The sequence below is a fragment of the Caballeronia mineralivorans PML1(12) genome, assembly GCF_001028175.1.
In the GTDB taxonomy this organism is placed as follows: Bacteria; Pseudomonadota; Gammaproteobacteria; order Burkholderiales; family Burkholderiaceae; genus Caballeronia; species Caballeronia mineralivorans.
The window spans coordinates 29,374-50,474 of the sequence record NZ_AEJF01000024.1 but is presented as its reverse complement, the minus strand read 5'-3'; the positions used below and the strand labels follow the sequence as shown (position 1 = coordinate 50,474).

The 21,101-nt window shown below is 60.7% G+C and carries 19 protein-coding genes; 15 read left to right on the top strand and 4 right to left on the bottom strand.

Going from position 1 to position 21,101, the window contains the following annotated elements:
* Positions 1-12 precede the first annotated feature (12 nt).
* The 11 genes from mraY (at position 13) to lpxC (ending at position 12,934) form a co-directional block, all read left to right on the top strand.
* Entirely contained in the window at positions 13-1,182 is a 1,170-nt protein-coding gene (mraY, locus tag EOS_RS03950) for a phospho-N-acetylmuramoyl-pentapeptide-transferase (protein ID WP_047845303.1), read from the top strand.
* 30 nt (positions 1,183-1,212) lie between these two features.
* Positions 1,213-2,724 (top strand): UDP-N-acetylmuramoyl-L-alanine--D-glutamate ligase, encoded by a 1,512-nt coding sequence (gene murD, locus EOS_RS03945; RefSeq protein WP_047845302.1) that lies wholly within the window; start codon positions 1,213-1,215, stop codon positions 2,722-2,724.
* On the top strand, positions 2,721-4,049 hold the full coding sequence (gene ftsW / locus EOS_RS03940) for a putative lipid II flippase FtsW (protein ID WP_047845301.1): 1,329 nt from the start codon (positions 2,721-2,723) through the stop codon (positions 4,047-4,049). The genes murD and ftsW overlap by 4 nt, the downstream gene beginning before the upstream one ends.
* A complete protein-coding gene (murG, locus tag EOS_RS03935) occupies positions 4,046-5,185 on the top strand; it encodes an undecaprenyldiphospho-muramoylpentapeptide beta-N-acetylglucosaminyltransferase (RefSeq protein WP_047845300.1) in 1,140 nt (379 codons plus the stop codon). Before ftsW ends, murG begins: the two co-directional genes overlap by 4 nt.
* Before the next feature lie 2 nt (positions 5,186-5,187).
* Positions 5,188-6,600: a UDP-N-acetylmuramate--L-alanine ligase gene (gene murC, locus EOS_RS03930; protein ID WP_047845299.1), complete on the top strand. Its 1,413-nt coding sequence runs from the start codon at positions 5,188-5,190 to the stop codon at positions 6,598-6,600.
* On the top strand, positions 6,597-7,556 hold the full coding sequence (locus EOS_RS03925) for a D-alanine--D-alanine ligase (protein WP_047845298.1): 960 nt from the start codon (positions 6,597-6,599) through the stop codon (positions 7,554-7,556). The genes murC and EOS_RS03925 overlap by 4 nt, the downstream gene beginning before the upstream one ends.
* A gap of 22 nt (positions 7,557-7,578) precedes the next feature.
* Complete coding sequence (locus EOS_RS03920; RefSeq protein WP_047845297.1) at positions 7,579-8,331, top strand: cell division protein FtsQ/DivIB; 753 nt, start codon at positions 7,579-7,581, stop codon at positions 8,329-8,331.
* Positions 8,332-8,358: 27 nt separating this feature from the next.
* On the top strand, positions 8,359-9,591 hold the full coding sequence (ftsA, locus tag EOS_RS03915) for a cell division protein FtsA (RefSeq protein WP_031360698.1): 1,233 nt from the start codon (positions 8,359-8,361) through the stop codon (positions 9,589-9,591).
* Positions 9,592-9,688: 97 nt separating this feature from the next.
* Positions 9,689-10,882 carry a cell division protein FtsZ gene (gene ftsZ / locus EOS_RS03910; RefSeq protein ID WP_047845296.1) on the top strand — a complete coding sequence of 398 codons (1,194 nt, stop codon included), beginning with the start codon at positions 9,689-9,691 and terminating at the stop codon, positions 10,880-10,882.
* Between the two features lie 264 nt (positions 10,883-11,146).
* Entirely contained in the window at positions 11,147-11,650 is a 504-nt protein-coding gene (locus EOS_RS03905) for a peroxiredoxin (RefSeq protein ID WP_047845295.1), read from the top strand.
* A gap of 366 nt (positions 11,651-12,016) precedes the next feature.
* On the top strand, positions 12,017-12,934 hold the full coding sequence (gene lpxC / locus EOS_RS03900) for a UDP-3-O-acyl-N-acetylglucosamine deacetylase (protein ID WP_047845294.1): 918 nt from the start codon (positions 12,017-12,019) through the stop codon (positions 12,932-12,934).
* Between the two features lie 49 nt (positions 12,935-12,983).
* Here lpxC and EOS_RS03895 read toward each other — a convergent pair whose 3' ends face one another.
* On the bottom strand, positions 12,984-13,475 hold the full coding sequence (locus EOS_RS03895) for a DciA family protein (protein WP_047845293.1): 492 nt from the start codon (positions 13,473-13,475) through the stop codon (positions 12,984-12,986).
* 261 nt (positions 13,476-13,736) lie between these two features.
* On the opposite strand from EOS_RS03895, the gene secA reads away from it, so the two are divergent.
* The 4 genes from secA to EOS_RS03875 all read left to right on the top strand — a co-directional run bounded on the left by secA (position 13,737) and on the right by EOS_RS03875 (position 19,314).
* On the top strand, positions 13,737-16,547 hold the full coding sequence (gene secA / locus EOS_RS03890) for a preprotein translocase subunit SecA (protein WP_047845292.1): 2,811 nt from the start codon (positions 13,737-13,739) through the stop codon (positions 16,545-16,547).
* Between the two features lie 198 nt (positions 16,548-16,745).
* The gene (gene argJ / locus EOS_RS03885) at positions 16,746-17,987 is read left to right on the top strand and encodes a bifunctional glutamate N-acetyltransferase/amino-acid acetyltransferase ArgJ (protein ID WP_047845322.1); all 1,242 of its coding nucleotides are present in this window, start codon (positions 16,746-16,748) and stop codon (positions 17,985-17,987) included.
* 14 nt (positions 17,988-18,001) lie between these two features.
* Entirely contained in the window at positions 18,002-18,865 is an 864-nt protein-coding gene (locus EOS_RS03880) for an ATP-binding protein (protein ID WP_047845291.1), read from the top strand.
* Positions 18,862-19,314 (top strand): NUDIX domain-containing protein, encoded by a 453-nt coding sequence (locus EOS_RS03875; RefSeq protein ID WP_047845290.1) that lies wholly within the window; start codon positions 18,862-18,864, stop codon positions 19,312-19,314. Before EOS_RS03880 ends, EOS_RS03875 begins: the two co-directional genes overlap by 4 nt.
* Positions 19,315-19,316: 2 nt before the next feature.
* On the opposite strand, the gene yacG is transcribed toward EOS_RS03875, so the two are convergent.
* From yacG to coaE, 3 genes are all read right to left on the bottom strand, one after another.
* Positions 19,317-19,508 carry a DNA gyrase inhibitor YacG gene (yacG, locus tag EOS_RS44150; protein WP_075645280.1) on the bottom strand — a complete coding sequence of 64 codons (192 nt, stop codon included), beginning with the start codon at positions 19,506-19,508 and terminating at the stop codon, positions 19,317-19,319.
* A 57-nt stretch (positions 19,509-19,565) separates the two neighbouring features.
* Positions 19,566-20,321 carry a cell division protein ZapD gene (gene zapD, locus EOS_RS03870; protein ID WP_047845289.1) on the bottom strand — a complete coding sequence of 252 codons (756 nt, stop codon included), beginning with the start codon at positions 20,319-20,321 and terminating at the stop codon, positions 19,566-19,568.
* Between the two features lie 156 nt (positions 20,322-20,477).
* A complete protein-coding gene (gene coaE, locus EOS_RS03865) occupies positions 20,478-21,101 on the bottom strand; it encodes a dephospho-CoA kinase (RefSeq protein ID WP_047845288.1) in 624 nt (207 codons plus the stop codon).

Below are 21,101 nucleotides of genomic sequence, written 5' to 3'. Positions count from 1 at the left end.
AGAAGGACCAGCATGCTACTCGCACTCGCGCAATGGCTTCAGAATGACGCCAGTTTTCTGCGCGTGTTTACCTACCTCACGTTCCGCGCAGTCGGCGCGACGATCACGGCGTTGTTCGTCGGTCTCGTCAGCGGTCCGTGGGTGATTCGCAAACTGACTTCGCTGAAAGTCGGTCAGGCCGTGCGTACGAACGGCCCGCAAACGCATTTGGTGAAGTCCGGCACGCCGACCATGGGCGGCGTGCTGATCCTGTTGGGCATCGCGTTTTCCACCTTGCTCTGGGCTGATCTGACCAATCGCTTCGTCTGGATTGTGATGCTTGTCACGTTCGGTTACGGCGTGATTGGTTGGGTCGATGACTACCGGAAGGTCGTGCACAAGGACCCGCGCGGAATGTCGTCGCGGGAAAAGTACTTCTGGCAATCGGTGATCGGTTTGTTCGCCGCCGTGTATCTCGCGTTCAGCGTGTCCGAGGCGAACAACGCGCGCGTGTTCGACCTGTTCATGGCATGGGTGCGAAGTGGCTTGTCGATGGGCTTGCCCGCGCGTGCCGACCTGATGCTGCCGTTCCTCAAATCGATCAGTTATCCGCTTGGTACGTGGGGTTTCATCGCGATGACGTATCTGGTGATCGTCGGTTCGAGCAACGCGGTGAATCTCACCGATGGCCTCGACGGTCTCGTCATCATGCCGGTCGTGCTGGTGGGCGCATCGCTCGGCGCATTTGCCTATGTGATGGGTAGCTCGGTGTACTCGAAATACCTGTTGTTCCCGCATATTCCCGGTGCGGGTGAGTTATTGATCTTTTGTTCTGCAATGGGGGGCGCGGGCCTCGCGTTTCTCTGGTACAACACGCACCCCGCGCAAGTCTTCATGGGCGATGTGGGCGCGCTCGCGCTCGGCGGTGCGCTCGGGACCATCGCGGTGATCGTGCGGCAGGAAGTCGTGCTGTTCATCATGGGCGGCGTGTTCGTCGCGGAAACGCTCTCCGTGATGATGCAGGTCAGCTATTTCAAGTACACGAAAAAACGCTTCGGCGAAGGGCGGCGCATCTTCAAGATGGCGCCGCTGCATCACCATTTCGAGTTGTCGGGATGGAAGGAAACGCAGGTGGTCGTGCGCTTCTGGATCATCACGCTGATGTTGTGTCTGTTCGGTTTGTCGACGCTGAAGCTGCGTTGATTTTTAGTTGGTCGGGAAAAAGGTAAAGCGATGTTTGGCGAGAAGTTCTTCGATCGGCAAAGTCCGATGGTGCTTGTGCTGGGGCTCGGTGAATCCGGCCTCGCGATGACGCGTTGGTGCGCGCGTCACGGGTGCCGTCTGCGCGTGGCCGATACCCGCGCCACGCCGCCGAACCTGTCGGAACTCGCTGCGCATGGCATCGATGCGGAGTTTGTCGGCGGTGAATTCACGCCGGCGCTGCTCGATGGCGGTGTGGAGATTGTTGCAATCAGCCCGGGACTGTCGCCTCTGGCTGACGATGTGAGGCCGCTCCTCGACGCCGCGCGGGAACGCGGCGTCCCTGTGTGGGGCGAGCTGGAATGGTTCGCGCAAGCGTTGAAGTCGCTTGGCGCGAACGGCTATGCGCCGAAGGTGATCGCAATCACGGGCACCAACGGCAAGACCACGACGACCGCGCTCACCGGGTTGTTGTGCCAACGTGCCGGCAAGACCGTGGCGATGGCGGGAAACATCAGCCCGGCGATGCTGGACAAGTTAAGTGAAGCAATCGACAACACCGCGCTGCCCGATGTCTGGGTGCTGGAGTTGTCGAGCTTCCAGCTTGAGACGGCGCACTCGTTCGCGCCCGACGCTGCTGCAGTGCTCAACATTACGCAGGATCATCTGGACTGGCATGGCGGCCTCGACGCGTACGCTGCCGCGAAGGGCCGCATCTTCGGCGAGCAGACTGTGCGTGTGCTGAATCGTGACGACGCGCGGACCATGGCGCTGGCATCGGGAAATGCCGCGTTGGTGGTGACGTTTGGCCTGGACGAACCGGCGCGCTTGGGCGATTACGGCTTGCTGCGTGAAAACGGCATCGCGTGGCTGGCGCAAGGCAACGACCGCGATCTCAGCGATGAACCCGCGCCCACACGTCGCCGCAAAAGCGGCGTTGCCGCCGAACCGAACGTGTATCCGAAACGCCTGATGCCCGTGGATGCACTGCGCGTTCGCGGCCTGCATAACGCGGCGAATGCGCTGGCTGCTTTGGCCCTGGCGCGTGCGATCGGTTTGCCGCTGGCGTCGCTGCTGCATGGCTTGCGCGAGTACAAGGGCGAGCCGCATCGCGTGGAAGTGATCGCGCAAATAGAAGGCATCGATTTCGTCGATGACAGCAAAGGCACGAACGTCGGCGCAACGGTCGCGGCGTTGGATGGCTTGGCGCAGAAGACGGTGCTGATCGCTGGCGGCGACGGCAAGGGCCAGGATTTTTCACCGCTCGCCGCGCCCGTCGCGCGCTGGTGCCGGGCGGTGATGCTGATCGGCCGCGATGCGCCGCGCATCCGTGAATCGCTGGCCGAAACAGACGTGCCGCTGCACGACCACGCGACGCTCGAAGCCGCGACGCGCGCCGCCGCGCAACTGGCGCAACCCGGCGACGCCGTGTTGCTTTCGCCGGCCTGCGCGAGCTTCGACATGTTCAAGAACTACGCACATCGCGCGGATGTATTCCGGCAAGCGGTGGCAGACATTGCGGCAGAACGGGGAGTGATGCTATGAGCTGGTCCGAACGTTTTGGCTCCAAGCTAACCGGACAACGCAACGCCGTTGCCAACGACAGCGCCTCGCTCGGCGGCCGCACATCGCGCACAGCGGGTGTGGGCGGTTTAGGCGGCATCGGTGCGCGCGTGGCAGAACGGGCGAGCGGCATTTCGAGCGCGGTCAACGGCGTGACGCCGGCCCGTTCGCGCATGCTCGACTACGACTACTCGCTGCTGTGGGTCACCATCGCGTTGCTCGGGCTCGGTATCGTGATGGTGTATTCGGCCTCGATCGCGATGCCGGATTCGCCGAAGTATGCGCAATACCACGACTACTTCTTCCTGGTGCGCCATCTCGTATCGATAGCAACGGCCGTCGTGGCCTCGATCATCGCGTTCAAGATTCCGGTTTCCACGTGGGATAAATACGCGCCGAAGTTCTTCCTGTTCTCGCTGTTCCTGTTGGTGATCGTGCTGATTCCGCACATCGGCAAGGGCGTGAACGGCGCGCGCCGCTGGATCCCGCTCGGCATCACGAACATGCAGCCGTCGGAAATCATGAAACTCGCCGTGACCATCTACGCGGCCAACTACACGGTGCGCAAACAAGAGTTCATGCATAGCATCGGCCGGGGCTTTTTACCGATGGCCGTCGCCGTCGGGTTCGTCGGCGCGTTGCTGCTGCTCGAGCCGGACATGGGCGCGTTCATGGTGATCGCGTGCATCGCGATGGGCGTGCTGTTCCTCGGCGGCGTGAACGCCAAGTTGTTCGGCGGCCTGGTCGCTACCGCCGTGGGTACGTTCGCGTTGCTCGTGTGGGCGTCGCCCTGGCGTCGTGAACGGATCTTCGCTTACCTCGATCCGTGGGACGACCGTTATGCACAAGGCAAGGCGTATCAGTTGACTCATTCGCTGATCGCGTTCGGCCGCGGCGAATGGTTCGGCGTGGGCCTGGGCGGCAGTGTCGAGAAGCTCAACTATCTGCCCGAAGCGCATACCGACTTCATCCTCGCGGTGATCGGCGAAGAGCTCGGGTTTGTCGGTGTGATCGTCGTGATCCTGCTGTTCTACTGGATCGTGCGGCGCGCGTTCGAAATCGGCCGTCAGGCGCTTGCGCTCGATCGCACGTTTGCCGGTTTAATGGCGAAGGGCATTGGCCTCTGGTTCGGCGCGCAGACCTTCATCAATATGGGCGTGAACCTCGGCCTGCTGCCGACCAAAGGCCTGACGTTGCCGCTGGTGAGCTATGGCGGTTCGGGCATCTTGCTGAACTGCGTCGCACTCGCTGTGCTGATGCGCGTGGACTATGAAAACCGGGTGCTCATGCGCGGAGGCAAGGTATGACGGTTTCGACGTCATCTCGCGCAGGCACGCTGATGGTGATGGCCGGCGGCACCGGGGGACACGTGTTCCCGGGGCTCGCGGTCGCTCACTGGATGCAGGCGCGCGGCTGGCGTGTGGTGTGGCTCGGCAATGCGTCGGGCATGGAAGCGACGCTCGTGCCGAAGCACGGCATCGCGATGGAATATGTGCGCTTCGGCGGCGTGCGCGGCAAGGGTCTCAAGACCAAGCTGATGCTGCCCGTGAACCTGCTGCGTGCATGTTCGCAAAGCCTACGCGCGCTGCGCAGCGTGAAGCCGGACGTGGTGCTCGGCATGGGCGGATACATCACGTTTCCGGCGGGATTGATGTCGAAGCTGAGCGGTACACCGCTCGTGCTGCACGAACAGAATTCGATAGCAGGACTGGCGAACAAGGTACTCGCGCATGTGGCCAAACGCGTGCTTGTCGCATTCCCGAATGCGTTGCCGAATGCTGAATGGACCGGAAATCCGATTCGTGCGGAACTTGCGGAGGCTCTGCCACCCAAAGAACGCTACGCCGCGCGTAATGTGGGCCCTGAAGCGCGTCTTAATGTTCTGGTCGTCGGGGGTAGTCTGGGCGCAGCCGCTTTGAATGAAACCGTACCGAAAGCGCTCGCGTTGCTCGATCCGGCGCTGCGTCCGCGCGTCGTGCATCAGGCGGGCGCGAAGCATATTGATGCGTTGAAGGCGAATTACGCGGCGGCGGGTTTGTCGGTTGATGACGACGTTCAACTGGTGCCTTTCATCGACGATATGGCGAACGCCTACGCCGCCGCCGATCTCGTGATCTGCCGCTCGGGTGCGATGACCGTATCGGAGATAGCGGCCGTTGGCGTGGCCGCGTTGTTCGTGCCGTTCCCGTTTGCTGTCGATGACCACCAGACCACCAACGCCGCGTTCCTTGCTAATAAAGGCGCGGCCCACTTGATACAGCAGCGCGATTTGTCGGCGGAAAAGCTTGCCGGCTGGTTGCGCGATCAGACCCGCGAGACGCTTGCCGCTATGGCGGAGAAAGCTCGCGCCCTGGCGAAACCCGACGCAACTGAACGCGTCGGCCGGGTCTGCGCCGATGTAGCCGGCTTGAGCGCGCTGATACAAGTGCCGAGGGAAATCTAGCCATGAAACATATCGTTAAACACATTCACTTTGTCGGCATCGGCGGCGCGGGGATGAGCGGCATCGCGGAGGTGTTGCTCAACCTCGGCTATCAGGTCAGCGGCTCGGATCTGTCCAGCAACGGCGTGACCGATCGACTCATCACGCTGGGTGCACGCGTGGCGATCGGGCATCGTGAAGAAAATATCGACGGCGCGAACGCCGTGGTCGTGTCCACCGCCGTGCGCTCCGATAACCCCGAAGTGCTCGCCGCGCGTCATCGCCGGATTCCGATCGTGCCGCGTGCCGTGATGCTCGCGGAACTGATGCGCTTGAAGCAAGGTATCGCGATTGCCGGCACGCATGGCAAGACCACGACCACGTCGCTGGTGGCAAGCGTCCTGGCTGCAGGCGGGCTCGACCCGACCTTCGTGATCGGAGGCCGATTGATCAGCGCAGGCGCGAATGCGCGACTCGGCACGGGCGATTTCATCGTGGCTGAAGCCGACGAATCCGATGCGTCGTTCCTGAACCTGTTTCCAGTGATCGAAGTCATCACGAACATCGATGCCGATCACATGGACACCTACGGCCACGACTTTGCGCGGCTGAAGCAGGCGTTCATCGAATTCACGCATCGGCTGCCGTTCTATGGCATCGCGGTGCTGTGCGTGGACGATCCGAACGTGCGTGAAATCCTGCCGTTCGTGTCGAAGCCGATCATCCGGTACGGCCTCGGCGCCGAAGCGCAAGTGCGCGCGGTGAACGTGGAAGCACGCGACGGCAAGATGCATTTCACGACGCTGCGTGAAGACGCGACGCCTTTGGACATCGTGTTGAATTTGCCGGGCACGCACAACGTGCAGAACGCTTTGGCCGCGATTGCAATTGCGACTGAACTTGAAGTTGCCGATGCCGATATCCAAAGGGCACTGCAAGAATTCACGGGCGTAGGCCGGCGTTTTCAGCGCTACGGTGAAGTGAAGGTGAAAGCGGCCGAAGGCGGTGCGTACACGTTGATCGATGACTACGGTCATCACCCGGTGGAAATGGCCGCGACGGTCGCGGCGGCGCGCGGTGCATTTCCGGGCCGGCGTCTCGTGCTCGCGTTCCAGCCGCATCGATACACCCGCACGCGCGATTGCTTCGAAGACTTCGTGCGCGTGCTGTCCACCGTCGACGCCCTCGTGCTCACCGAAGTCTACGCGGCAGGCGAAGCGCCGATCGTCGCCGCCGATGGCCGCGCTTTAGCTCGCGCACTTCGTGTGGCGGGAAAAGTGGAACCGGTGTTTGTGGAAATGGTTGATGAGATGCCGGACGCGATTGCCACGCTGGCACGCAACGGCGATGTAGTGATAACGATGGGCGCCGGTTCTATCGGCGGCGTATGCGCTCGGCTGACGACGCAAGTTCAGGATGCAAAGGCTTCGAAATGACGAGTAACCCGACGAGTAACGCAATCGACCCCAAGCTATTTGGCAAAGTGGCGGTGCTGCTGGGCGGGGAAACTGCCGAGCGCGAGGTATCGCTGAATTCGGGGCGCCTCGTGCTGCAGGGACTACGCGATGCAGGCATCGACGCGCATCCGTTCGATCCGGCAGAACGGCCGCTGGCCGAGTTGAAGTCGGAAGGTTTTGCGCGCGTGTTTATCGCGTTGCATGGCGGGTATGGCGAGAACGGCCAGTTGCAGGGTGCGCTCGATTTCTACGGCATCAAGTACACCGGCAGCGGTGTGCTCGGTTCGGCTCTTGGCCTCGATAAATTCCGCACGAAGCTCGTATGGCAACAGACCGGCGTGCCGACGCCGCCGTTCGAAGTCGTGATGCGCGGCGATGACTACGAAGCTGCGACGCAGAAGATTGTTGCGACGCTCGGTTTGCCGCTGTTCGTGAAGCCGGCGAGCGAAGGATCGAGCGTTGCGGTGATCAAGGTGAAGAGCGCCGACATGCTGGTGCCTGCGCTGATCGAAGCGGCGAAGTTCGACAAGATCGTGCTGGTCGAGAAGAGCATTGAAGGTGGCGGTGAATACACGTGCTGTATCGCGGGCGACCTGGACTTGCCGATCATCAAGATCGTGCCGGCCGGCGAGTTCTACGACTACAACGCGAAGTACATCGCCGACGACACGCAGTACCCGATTCCCTGCGGCCTCACGCCCGCCGACGAAGCGCGCATGAAGCAGCTCTCGCGCCGCGCGTTCGATGTGCTCGGCTGCACCGATTGGGGCCGCGCCGATTTCATGATGGACGGCGACGGCAATCCGTACTTTTTGGAAGTGAACACCGCGCCGGGCATGACGGACCACTCGCTGCCGCCAAAAGCGGCGCGTGCAGTCGGGATCAGCTACAAGGATCTCGTGGTGAAGGTGTTGTCGTTGACATTGCAAGACTGAACCGACGTAGACGAAACCGAACATGTGGAACAACGCTCGCCAGATGAACCTCACGGCCAACGCACTGCACGTATTGCTCGTGTTCGTGCTGCTTGGGGCCGCCGGTTACTGGGCGATCCAGCGGCCGGAGTTCCGTTTGCGCGAGATCCAGATTGACGGTGACACGTCGCACATCAATTCGCCGACCGTGCGCGCGAGCGTCGTAGGCCATTTGAAGGGCAACTACTTCACCGTCGATCTCGACGCGGCACGCACTGCGTTCGAACAGATGCCGTGGGTGCGTCACGCGAGCGTGCGGCGCGTGTGGCCGAATGCGCTGGCGGTGACGCTGGAGGAGTTCAAGCCGCTCGGCACGTGGGGCACGGATCAACTGGTGAGCGTGGACGGCGACCTGTTCACGGCGAACCAGGGTGAACTCGACGACGACCTGCCCGCGTTCGAAGGGCCGGATGGATCGGCGAAAGAAGTGGTGCAACGGTACCGGGATTTCACGAAGTGGTTCGCGCCGCTGGATGCGCATCCGGAAGAAGTCATCTTGTCGCCGCGATATGCGTGGACAGTGAAGCTTTCGAACGGTACGCAGATCGAATTGGGGCGCGAGCGCAATCAGGACACGTTGTTCGATCGCAGCCGACGGTTCGTGGCGGCGTGGTCGTCGGTGACGGGGCGGTGGGGGAATGACATCGAATACGCGGATTTGCGCTATCCGAACGGCTTTGCAATCAAGGCCGCAGGCATGCGCTTCATCAGCGACACCGACAAAGTGAAGAAGTAAGCAGACATCACAGGCAATGAGCACGCTATGAGCAAAGACTACAAAGACTTGCTGGTCGCCCTCGACATCGGGACGTCGAAGGTGGTGGCTATCGTCGCCGAGTTGAAAGGCGAGGGCCACTACGAGGTGATCGGGCTCGGCCAGAGCGACTCGAAGGGATTGAAGAAGGGCGTTGTCGTCAACATCGAGGCGACCGTCCAGTCAATCCAGCGCGCGCTCGAAGAAGCCGAACTGATGGCCGATTGCAAGATCACGAATGTGTTCACCGGCATCGCCGGCAGCCACATTCGAAGCTTCAATTCGAGCGGCATGGTTGCCATCAAGGACAAGGAAGTCACGCAGACCGATGTGGCGCGCGTGATCGAAACGGCCAAGGCAATCAACATTCCGACCGATCAGCAGGTGCTGCACATCCTGACGCAGGAATTCATCATCGACGGCCAGGAAGATGTGCGCGAGCCGATCGGCATGAGCGGCATCCGGCTGGAAGTGAAGGTGCATATCGTGACGGGCGCGGTGAGTGCGGCGCAGAACATCGTGAAGTGCGTGCGCCGTTGCGGACTCGAAGTGAACGACCTGATCTTGCAGCCGCTGGCTTCGTCGCTGGCGGTGCTGACGGAGGACGAGAAGGAACTCGGCGTGGTGCTCGTCGATATCGGTGGCGGGACGACCGATATCGCGATCTTCAGCGAAGGCGCGATCCGTCATACGGCGGTGATTCCTATCGCCGGCGATCAGATCACGAGCGACGTCGCGATGGCGCTGCGCACGCCGACGCCCGATGCTGAAGATATCAAGGTGAGCTACGGGATCGCGAAGCAGGCGCTGGCTGATCCGGACGAAATGATCGAAGTGCCGGGACTCGGCGAGCGCGGTCCGCGCACGCTGTCGCGCCAAGCGCTGGCGGCTGTGGTCGAACCGCGCGTTGAAGAGTTGTTCTCGCTCGTGCAGCAGGTCGTGCGCGAGTCGGGCTACGAAGAATTGCTGAGCAGCGGCGTGGTGCTCACCGGCGGCGCATCGATGATGCCCGGCATGGTCGAACTCGGCGAAGACATCTTCCTGAAGCCGGTGCGTATCGGCGTGCCCGAATACGCGGGCGGTCTGGCAGATGTGGTTCGCAATCCGCGTTATTCCACAGCGATGGGTTTGCTCGTCGAAGGCCGTTCGCAACGCATGCGCGGGCGCAAGGTTGCTGTGCAGTCCGGTTCGATGGGACAGGTTTTGGGACGCATGAAAGATTGGTTCCTGGGAAATTTCTGAACACAGAATTCGCGCTGGTGCCGGCGGCTGGCGCGCGACAAGAGGTTGCCCGATCTCTTGCCGAATAACGCCGATTTTCATTCTTGACGGAGGCAATATGGATTTCGAAATGCTGGAAACGGAAACCAACGGAACGATCATCAAGGTCGTTGGTGTTGGTGGTGCTGGCGGTAACGCGGTGCAGCACATGATCAACCGCGGGGTTCAGGGCGTGGACTTCATCGTGATGAACACGGATGCGCAGGCGCTCGCGCGTTCGCGTGCCACCTCGGTGATCCAGTTGGGCAACACGGGGCTGGGAGCAGGCGCCAAGCCGGACATGGGCAAGGCCGCAGCGGAAGATGCGCGTGAGCGTATCGCCGATGCACTGCGCGGCGCGCACATGGTGTTCATCACTGCAGGCATGGGTGGCGGCACGGGTACGGGCGCAGCGCCGGTCGTGGCTCAGATCGCGAAGGAAATGGGTATCTTGACGGTGGGCGTGGTCAGCAAGCCGTTCGAGTTTGAAGGCGGCCGCCGCATGCGCGTGGCTGAAGCGGGATCGCAGCAACTGGAGGATCACGTCGACTCGCTGATCGTCGTTCTGAACGACAAGCTGTTCGAGGTGATGGGCGATGACGCTGAGATGGATAAGTGCTTCCAGTGCGCTGACGACGTATTGAACAACGCTGTTGCCGGCATTGCGGAAATCATCAACGTCGACGGGCTGGTCAACGTCGACTTCGAAGACGTGAAGACGGTGATGGGCGAGCAAGGCAAGGCGATGATGGGCACGGCGACCGTGGCCGGCGTCGATCGCGCGCGCCTCGCTGCTGAGCAGGCGGTCGCAAGTCCGCTGCTGGAAGGCGTGGATCTGTCGGGCGCGCGCGGTGTGCTGGTGAACATCACGTCGAGCCGTTCGCTGCGTCTGTCGGAAACGCGCGAAGTAATGAACACGATCAAGTCGTACGCAGCAGAAGACGCGACCGTGATCTTCGGCGCGGTCTATGACGACGCCATGGGCGATGCATTGCGCGTGACGGTGGTAGCAACGGGCCTCGGCCGTGCGGCTAAGAAGCAACAAGCTGCACCGATGACCCTGCTGCGCACGGGCACGGACAATGCGCCGGTTGCACACGCACAGCATAGCTACGCGCCGCAGCAATCGAACGGCACGGACTACGGCGCGCTGGATACGCCGGCTGTGTGGCGTTCGTCGCGGGAAACGGCGGCTTCGCACGTGCAGGCGCTGCAGGAAAAGGGCGTGGACACGTACGACATTCCGGCGTTCTTGCGCAAGCAAGCAGACTGATGAATTTTGCCGGGGCGGCTGCTTGATTTAAGCGCCCGTTGGTAAAAATCTCAGGCGATGGTTGTTCTGTTTCGTTATCAGGCCGCGTCTTCCAGATGCTGGACTGTGGCTGACTGAGCGCCTCGATTGCGTTCATCGTCGTCTATATTGGGATGAGATCGAAACGTAAATCGGTGACGGAACAACGGCGTTGCGTGTACGTGTGAAGAATCAAAGTTGTAGATCGCTGGCGTGACCAGCACTGACTCAGTGAAAGGCCGATCCATGATCAAGACTGGTGAAACGCTGCCCGACGAACGTCTCTTCGAATTTATCGAGGTGGCGTCGGAGGGTTGCGCCGTGGGACCGAACGGTTTCTCGGCGCGCGAGCGGACGGCGGGCAAGCGCGTGGTGATCTTCGGATTGCCCGGCGCGTTCACGCCCACCTGTTCCGCCAGGCACGTGCCGGGTTTTGTCGAGAACGCGGAGAAGTTCGCGGCTGCGGGTATCGATGAAATCTGGTGTGTCTCCGTCAACGACGCGTTCGTCATGAACGCGTGGGGACGCGATCTTCAAACCTCGGGCAAGGTGAAGATGATCGCCGACGGCAGCGCACGTTTTACCCGAGCACTCGGCCTGGAGCAGGATTTGTCGGAGCGTGGCATGGGAATTCGCTCCCAGCGTTACGCGATGGTGGTCGAGGACGGCGTGGTCAAGGCGCTGAACCTCGAAGCACCCGGCAAGTTTGAAGTCAGCAGCGCTGAGAGCGTACTGGCGACGTTGGGCTGATGGTTCAAGCGATGTTGAACTGATGTTGGGCCGGTTTCAGGTCGACAGCACGGCCATTGTGTTGCATTCGTGCTACAAAAGATGACGTTTGTGCCGCCGCTTGAAACACGCCGCAACAAAGCCGCAACAAAGCCGTAATACGGCGCCGATGTCCGGGAATGCCTCCATTCCGGTCATCGGCCCGACCCTCCTTGCGCGCGCGTAGACGTGCGTTTTGCGTGCCGAACTTACACGGTAACTTCGGGAAACAAGTTGCAATGTTCCGTCTGGGACGACGCGAGGTGATTAGAGTATACTCCGCGCTATTGAATACAAATTCACGATTGATTCTCTCAATCGAGAGTCACAATCGAAGCGAAAAAAATCATGTTGAAGCAGCGAACCATTAAAACCATCGTCAAAACCGTCGGGATCGGCCTGCATTCCGGCCGTAAGGTGGAATTGACGCTTCGGCCCGCACCGGCCAACACCGGGATTGTCTTTGCGCGTATCGACCTGCCCGAGCCGGTGGACATCCCCGCGTCGGCTTTGGCTATCGGCGACACGCGCTTGGCTTCGGTGTTGCAGAAGGACGGCGCGCGCGTGTCGACCATCGAGCATTTGATGTCGGCGTGCGCGGGGCTGGGTATCGACAATCTGTATGTTGATGTCACGGCTGAAGAAATCCCGATTATGGACGGCAGCGCTGCTTCTTTCGTGTTTCTGATTCAATCGGCGGGTATTGAAGAGCAGAACGCGGCCAAGAAATTCATCAAGGTGACGAAGCCGGTTGAAATCCGCGACGGCGATAAATTCGCACGTCTCGATCCGTATTTCGGCTTCAAACTGAAGTTCACCATTGATTTCCGCCATCCGGCTGTCGATAAAACCGGTCAGGCGCTTGAAGTGGATTTTGCGAATACATCCTATGTTCGGGATATTGCCCGGGCACGGACGTTCGGTTTTGCGCACGAAGTGGAAATGATGCGTGAACTCGGATTGGCGCGTGGCGGCAGCATGGATAACGCCATCGTGCTGGACGAATACCGGATCCTGAATAACGACGGTTTGCGTTATGAAGACGAGTTTGTGAAGCACAAGATGCTGGACGCGATCGGCGACCTGTACGTGGTCGGTCATCCGTTGCTGGCGTCGTATGCCGCTTATAAAGGCGGCCACGCAATGAATAATATGTTGCTGCGTGAATTACTGGCGCACGAAGACGCGTATGAAATCGTGACGTTCGAGGATAAACAAGCTGCGCCGCGCGGTTTCGCTTTCGACACCCAAACGGCGTTCGCATAAAGTATTTAGCAAGTCAGAATGAAGATGAGCGGCCGCTTTCGAGCGCCGCTCATTTTTTTTGTGTTTTCGCGTGATGACGCGCAGCCATTTTCGCGAGCGCTTCCTGAAGTGGCGACGGTTCGAGCGTCTCGGCGAGCGTTTGCAGGGCATCCGCTCCGGCAGCCGACATACGCGCTTGTTTCGGCGGCACGACATCTTTCATTGCTTGAGGCCGCACGCGAATCTTCAGCGCATTAACTGCCCAGCCGCGCTGCTGCAGATCGGCTAGAAGACGCGGTTCGATGTGCCGAAGGCGGGCGGCGAGCGCGTTATGTCCGGCAAAAAGTGCCAACACGCCGTCTTTAATGAAACCCGGTTCCACGTTCGATCCAAGATAATCGGGCAGCAGCGCGATCAGGTCGCGTTGTAGCGCCGTCACTTGCTCCACGCCCGCGCGCAGTGCGAGAAACTCGCTCGTGCGCCCGAGCACGTCCGAGAGCGCCTGTGGCTTGCGCGGATCGAAGCGTGGCGGAGGCCTTGAATTCGGCGGAAATCGGCTCATTTTTCAATCTGTGGGGCTGGCGGCGACGCGTCGATTGTAACGCTCTAGCCCCCCGACATGGCACGGCGCCTTTCGCTTTGAAGGGTGTTTGGCTTGTCGTCCGGCCGCTGTACCACAAACGATGTGCGCGCAAGCTCCAGCGGGGGCGCGTGCTAAAATCCCCGATTCGATTTCACCCATGGACTTAAGCCGCCGAGGTTCCCCGAACTGGGACGCATCCAGCGTGCTCTAAGCCGATACCGCGACGCAGACACTGATCCGATGACCACCGGTTTCCTCCAAAAGTTTTTTGGCAGTCGCAACCAGCGCCTAGTCAAGCAATACCAAAAGACCGTTGCGGCGATCAATGCTTTCGAGCCGACGATCGAGCAGTACACGGACAAGCAGCTGCGCGCGAAGACCGACGAGTTCCGTCAGCGCGTCGCAAGCGGCGAATCGCTCGACCGGTTGCTGCCCGAAGCGTTCGCAGTGTGCCGCGAGGCTAGCAAACGCGTGCTGAAAATGCGTCACTTCGACGTCCAGCTGATCGGCGGCATGGTGCTGCATTACGGCAAGATTGCGGAAATGCGCACGGGCGAGGGCAAGACGCTTGTCGCTACGCTCGCCGCGTATCTCAACGCGTTGTCCGGGCGTGGCGTCCACGTGGTCACGGTGAACGATTACCTCGCGCAACGCGACGCCGAATGGATGGGCAAGCTCTACAACTTCCTCGGGCTGTCGTGGGGCATCAACCTCTCCCAGATGGAACACGCGCAGAAGCAAGAAGCCTATGCCGCGGACATCACGTACGGCACGAACAACGAGTTCGGCTTCGACTACCTGCGCGACAACATGGTCTACGAGACCAACGCACGCGTGCAGCGGCCGCTGAATTTCGCGGTGGTCGACGAAGTGGACTCGATTCTCATCGACGAAGCGCGTACGCCGCTCATTATTTCCGGCCAGGCCGAAGATCACACCGAACTCTACGTGCGCATGAATGCGCTGCCGCCGCTGCTCGAGCAGCAGATCGGCGAAGAGAAAGCGGACGGCACGGGCGTGGAGAAAGTGGGCGACTACACGCTCGATGAAAAAGCGCGGCAGGTCTTCCTCACCGAACAAGGTCACGAGAAGGCCGAGCGCCTGCTGGCCGAATGGGGCTTGATCGCCGAAGGCGAAAGTCTTTATGCGCCGCAGAACATCACGCTGATGCACCACGTGTACGCCGCATTGCGCGCGCATACGCTGTTTTTCCGCGACCAGCATTACGTGGTCCAAGGCAATGAAGTTGTGATCGTCGACGAGTTCACCGGCCGCATGATGACCGGCCGGCGCTGGTCGGACGGCTTGCATCAGGCCGTGGAAGCGAAGGAACACGTCAAGATTCAGAACGAGAACCAGACGCTCGCATCCATCACGTTCCAGAACTTCTTTCGCATGTATTCGAAGCTGTCCGGCATGACTGGTACGGCGGACACCGAAGCGTACGAATTCAACGAGATCTACGGCCTGGAAACGGTTGTGATCCCGACGAACCGTCCGCCGAAGCGCATCGACAAGCAGGATCAGATCTACAAGACGGCGAAGGAGCGCTACGACGCCGTCACGCGCGACATCCGCGAATGCGTCGAACGCGAACAGCCGGTGCTGGTCGGTACCACGTCCATCGAAGCGTCGGAATTGCTTTCGGGGCTGCTCACGCAAGCGGGGCTCAAGCATGAGGTCCTGAACGCGAAACAGCATGCACGTGAAGCGGCGATTGTTGCGGAGGCGGGACGGCCAAGCGCTGTGACCATCGCCACGAACATGGCCGGTCGCGGCACGGACATCGTGCTGGGCGGCAATGTGGAGAAGCAGTCGTCGTTTATCGAAGCGGACGAATTGCTTTCCGAAGACGAGAAACAACGCCGTATCAAGCATCTCGAAGACGAATGGCAAGCGCTTCACGACCGCGTGAAGGTGGCGGGTGGGCTGCATATTATCGGTACGGAACGGCATGAATCGCGTCGTATCGACAATCAATTGCGCGGCCGTGCCGGTCGTCAGGGCGATCCGGGGTCCTCGCGGTTCTATCTGTCGCTGGATGATCCACTCCTGCGTATTTTCGCCGGCGATCGCGTGCGTTCCATTATGGATCGCCTGAAGATGCCGGAAGGCGAGGCGATCGAAGCGGGCATCGTGACGCGGTCGATCGAATCGGCGCAGCGCAAGGTGGAAGCGCGCAACTTCGATATCCGCAAGCAATTGCTCGAATACGACGACGTATCGAATGATCAGCGCAAGGTGATCTACCAGCAGCGCAACGAATTGCTCGAAGCGACCGACGTGGCCGAGACGATCACCGCGATGCGCCAGAGCGTGATCACCGAGGTGACGCGCACGTATATCCCGGCGGGAAGTATTGAAGAGCAGTGGAGCGCGCCGGAACTCGAAGAGGCGCTGCGCAACGACTGGTCGCTCGATCTCGCGGTGCAGGAGATGATCAACGAGTCCAATTCCATCGATGCCGATGAAATTCTCGAAGCTGTGGTTTCCGCTGCCGATGAAGCCTACGAGGCCAAGGTCGCGCTGGTCGGACGTGAATCATTCAGCGCGTTCGAGCGTTCGATCATGCTGCAGACGCTCGACAGCCGCTGGCGCGAGCATCTCGCCGCACTGGATCACCTGCGTCAGGGCATCCATTTGCGCGGTTATGCGCAGAAAAATCCGAAGCAGGAATACAAGCGCGAAGCGTTCGAACTGTTCGCCGCCATGCTGGATTCCGTGAAGCAGGAAGTCACGCGTGTTGTGATGAACGTGCAGATCCAGTCGCCGGAACAGCTTGAAGAAGCCGCCGAGCAGTACGAAGAGAAGGGCAGCCATCTGGAGAACGTATCGTTCCAGCACGCGGACTTCGACGGCGGCGGGGCGGCGGCAGCCGCAGTGGCCACCGATGCCACCACGCAAATGGTTAATCAGGCAATGGCCTACGGCGACGACACGACGGTCGCGACCCGCGCGGCCGCCGACGACGTGCCGAAGGTCGGTCGCAACGACCCGTGCCCGTGCGGCAGCGGCAAGAAGTACAAAAACTGTCACGGCAAGCTCGCATAATCGGCGCTTGAAGAGCCGTAGCGAGTAACAAGCAGCAGTGGAGACAGGCGACGCAGCGATGCGTCGTTTGTCTTTGGCAGGTTGGTTTCGTTTTTCCCGGGCGTCGGTCTTTTCAACAAGTCAGGCGCCGTTTTATTCATCTTCGTGCCGGCTCGCGTCTCGCGCACCGGCACTCGCCACTTTCAGCGAGTCGCGAACATGGCCGTCAATTTCCCCTCGATCGATCCCGCCAACCTGCATCCCGTCGCCGGCGTCACGCTAGGCTGGGCGGAGGCGAACATTCGAAAACCGAATCGCAAGGATGTGCTCGTCATACAGATCGAAGAAGGCGCGACGGTCGCAGGTGTGTTCACGCAGAACCGCTTCTGCGCGGCGCCCGTCACGGTGTGTCGTGAGCATCTGGACGCGGTGCGCGCCGGCGCCAAGGGCATTCGTGCGCTGGTGGTGAATACGGGCAACGCCAATGCGGGAACCGGCGAGCCGGGCATGGCGCATACGCGCGAAACCTGTGTGGCGCTGGCGGGGCTTCTCGAGCTCGATGCCACGCAGATCCTGCCGTTTTCCACGGGCGTGATTCTCGAACCGCTGCCCGTCGACCGTTTGAAAGCCGGGTTGCCCACGGCGCTGGCGAATCAAAAACCAGCTCACTGGTTCGAAGCCGCACAAACCATCATGACCACCGATACGCTGCCGAAAGCCGCATCGCGTCGGGTTCAGATCGATGGCCACACGATCACGCTATCGGGTGTCAGCAAGGGTGCCGGCATGATCCGGCCGAACATGGCGACCATGCTCGGTTTTCTCGCCTGCGACGCCGCGCTCACGCAACCGGTGCTCGATACGCTGATCAAGCATGTGGCGGATCGCTCGTTCAACTGCATCACCATCGACGGCGATACCTCGACGAATGATTCGTTTATCGTGATTGCTTCGGGCAAGTCGACGCTGCCTTTGATCGCTTCGACCGATTCTCCCGCCTATTTCGCTTTGCGCGATGCCGTGACATCGGTGGCGCAAGAGTTGGCGCAACTGATCGTGCGCGACGGTGAAGGCGCAACCAAGTTCATGACGGTCACGGTGGAAGGCGGCACGAGCGAAGCCGAATGCCGCCTGATTGCGTACGCGATCGGCCATTCGCCGTTGGTCAAAACCGCGTTCTACGCTTCCGATCCCAACCTGGGCCGGATTCTTGCCGCCATCGGTTATGCAGGCGTGGCCGATCTCGATGTGAACAAGATCGACTTGTATCTCGACGACGTCCTGGTCGCGAAAAACGGTGGCCGCAATCCTGAGTATCGCGAGGAAGACGGCCAGCGCGTGATGAAGAAAAGTGAGATCACGATCCGCGTCTTGCTCGGCCGTGGCCAGGCTGATGCCACCATCTGGACGTGCGACCTCTCGCACGATTACGTCAGCATCAACGCCGATTACCGGTCCTGAACCACTCATTTCCCATGGATAAACTCGAACAATTTTTGACGCGCGCCGAAGCCGTCCTGGCGCGCGTAGAAGGGATGTTGCCGCCGGCTCCGCCCGAAATCGACTGGAACAGTGCGATGGCGTTTCGCTGGCGCAAGCGCCAGGGACGCGGTTTTCTGCAACCCGTGCCGAATTTGTCGCCGCTCACGCTCGACGATCTCTGCAACATCGAGCGCCAGAAGGGGCTGATCGAGCAGAACACGCGGCAGTTCGTGCGCAAGTCACCGGCGAACAACGTGCTGCTCACGGGCGCACGCGGCACGGGCAAGTCCTCGCTGATCAAGGCGTGCCTGAACGCTTACGCCGCAGAAGGGCTGCGCCTGATCGAAGTCGACAAGGACGATCTGCACGATCTCGGCGATATCGTCGATCTGATCTCCTCGCGCCCGGAACGGTTCATCGTTTTCTGCGATGACCTCTCGTTCGAAGAAGGCGAGTCGGGCTACAAGGCGCTGAAAGTGGCGCTGGACGGCTCGATCTGCGCGCAATCGGACAACGTGCTGATCTACGCAACGTCGAACCGGCGCCATTTGTTGCCCGAATACATGAGCGACAACGAGACCTACAAACACACGTCAGACGGCGAAATTCATCCCGGCGAAGTGGTTGAAGAAAAGATCTCGCTGTCCGAGCGATTCGGCTTGTGGGTGAGCTTTTACCCGTTCAAACAGGACGATTACCTGACGATCGTCGGACACTGGCTGAAGCATTTCGGCTGTGAGGCAGAAGAGATTGCCGGTGCTCGGGGCGATGCGCTCGTGTGGGCGCTGGAGCGCGGCTCGCGCTCGGGACGGGTGGCGTGGCAATTCGCCCGTGACTGGTCGGGCCGCAAAGCATGACGACGTCGCCCGCGAGTTCGTTAAACACCGCACCCGACGGACGCAAGGTGACCGAAGTGGCCGTTGGCGTGCTTGTGCAGCCAGACGGCCGTTATCTGCTGGCGCAGCGCCCGCAAGGCAAACCGTATGAAGGTTACTGGGAATTCCCGGGCGGCAAGCTAGAAGCGGGGGAAGGCGTTGAAGCAGCACTTGCGCGGGAATTGCACGAGGAGTTGGGCATTGATGTGACCGCCTGCGAGCGCTGGCGGACGCTCGAGCACGATTACCCGCATGCTTACGTGCGGCTCTTCTTTTGCAAGGTGACGGCGTGGAACGGCGATCCGGTCGGCCGCGAAGGTCAGGCCTTGGCCTGGCAGCATCTTCCCGCCGATGTCGCGCCCTTGCTGCCCGCAGCCATTCCGGTGCTGGAGTGGCTGCAGGCGGCAAGCGGTTTGAGGCCGCAGGGCTAGTTCTAGTTCAGGTCGCTATGGGAATCTTCATCGGGCGGTGTGTCCAACGGACTACCGCCGATCTTATATTTTTCGGCTGCCCAAGCGCCGAGATCAATCTGCTTGCAACGGTCTGAACAAAACGGACGAAAGCGGCTTTCGGGAACCCAGCGGACGTCCTTCTCGCAGGTCGGGCATTTAACGATGGTAGTCATTCGGCAGAGCGGATTCCAGAGAGGTTCTCTTCAGTAAATGGGGTTTTTAAGCCCAACTTAAAGACTGCACAGCGTCAGGTGGAACGGGATGTCAGCGTCCACGGCGCGTGGCCTCAGATCGCCGTCCTGCACCGTGAAGCGGACCCACAGCATGTACTTGTTCGCGCTCGCTTCAGGAATCAGGCGCGTGTCCGACGGTACCCGCACCTGCATCAATTGATAAATTCGACCTGAAAGCATCTGCTGATAGCTGCCTTGCATTGCCATCACCTTGGATGCCTGTCCCGATTCGCGTGCGAGACGCAACACGATAGTGGCGGCGTCGCGTAGCGGCAGCATGGGCGTGACCCATTTCGCGATGTCTCCGCGACGCTCCTCGGCTGGATTTTGTTGCCATGCGAAGTACGACGGTAGATCAAAGCGGCAGGTTCCACCCGGGATGATCGTACGGCTGCGAATGCTCGCGAGCCATTCGTTATCGGCGAGATGCTGGCCTGTCTTGCCCTGCATCTGTCCAAGCCCGGCCAGCGTCTGCTCGATCTCGCCCAGCACCGACTCCAGCGCATCCTGCTCGATACCGGGATTGCCCCGGAACGGCGCGAGCGTCTGGCGTTGCCGCTCCAGCTCCTTCATCAGATCCGCTTTCAGATCCGTGCGGCCCGCGACTTCGGCGATCTCGAACAACGTAGTCAGTGCAGCGTGATGTTCGCGCGGGTCTTCTTGAGTCAGAAAGAAGGTGAAGCGCTCGAAAAGGTCTTCGAGGCGCAGCAGCGTTCGGATTCGCTCGTTGAAGGGGTACTCGTAAAGGATCAAGCGCGCTCGCCTCGGCGTTGGTCGATGGGTTCGATGGCAGAAAGTGAGGACATTCTAATGCCGCATCAAACCCCAGGCAAATCCACACGTTTAATAGCATCCGAGGCGCATTTTCAGCGCCGTTCGTGACGAGTTCGAACGCGTTGCACGCACTTGCTAGGTACGCGGTTTGCTCCCTTGCGAGGCCATCGTCACGTAGCGCATGTGCAGGGCGTTTACCTCGCGCTGCAGCGTGTCGAGCGTGGCGGCACAGTCGTTGAGCACTACATCGTCGGCTGCCGCCAGCCGTGCCTCACGCGTGGCCTGACGCGCGATGATCGCGAGCACCTGATCACGGGTGAAGCCGTTGCGCTGCATCACGCGTTCGATTTGCGTTTCCACTGGACAATCGACCACGAGAATACGCTCCACTTTGCTGGCGCGTTCGCCTGCTTCAATCAGCAACGGCACCACGACGATGTGATAAGCACCTTGTGCTTCATGACGCTGCCGCTCACTTTCGGCACGGATCAGCGGATGCGTGATCGATTCGAGTTGAGCCTTGGCAGCGTTATCGGAGAAAACGCGCGTGCGCATTTTCGCGCGGTCCAGCGAGCCGTCAGGGGCGACGTATTGCGGGCCGAACGTGCTTTCAATCAGAGGCATCGCGACACCGCCCGGCGCGGTGATCTGGTGTGCGATCAGGTCAGTGTCGATGACCGGCACGCCCAGCGCCGCGAACATGTCCGCCACCGTGGTCTTGCCGCTGCCGATCCCGCCGGTCAAGCCGATGCTGAACAT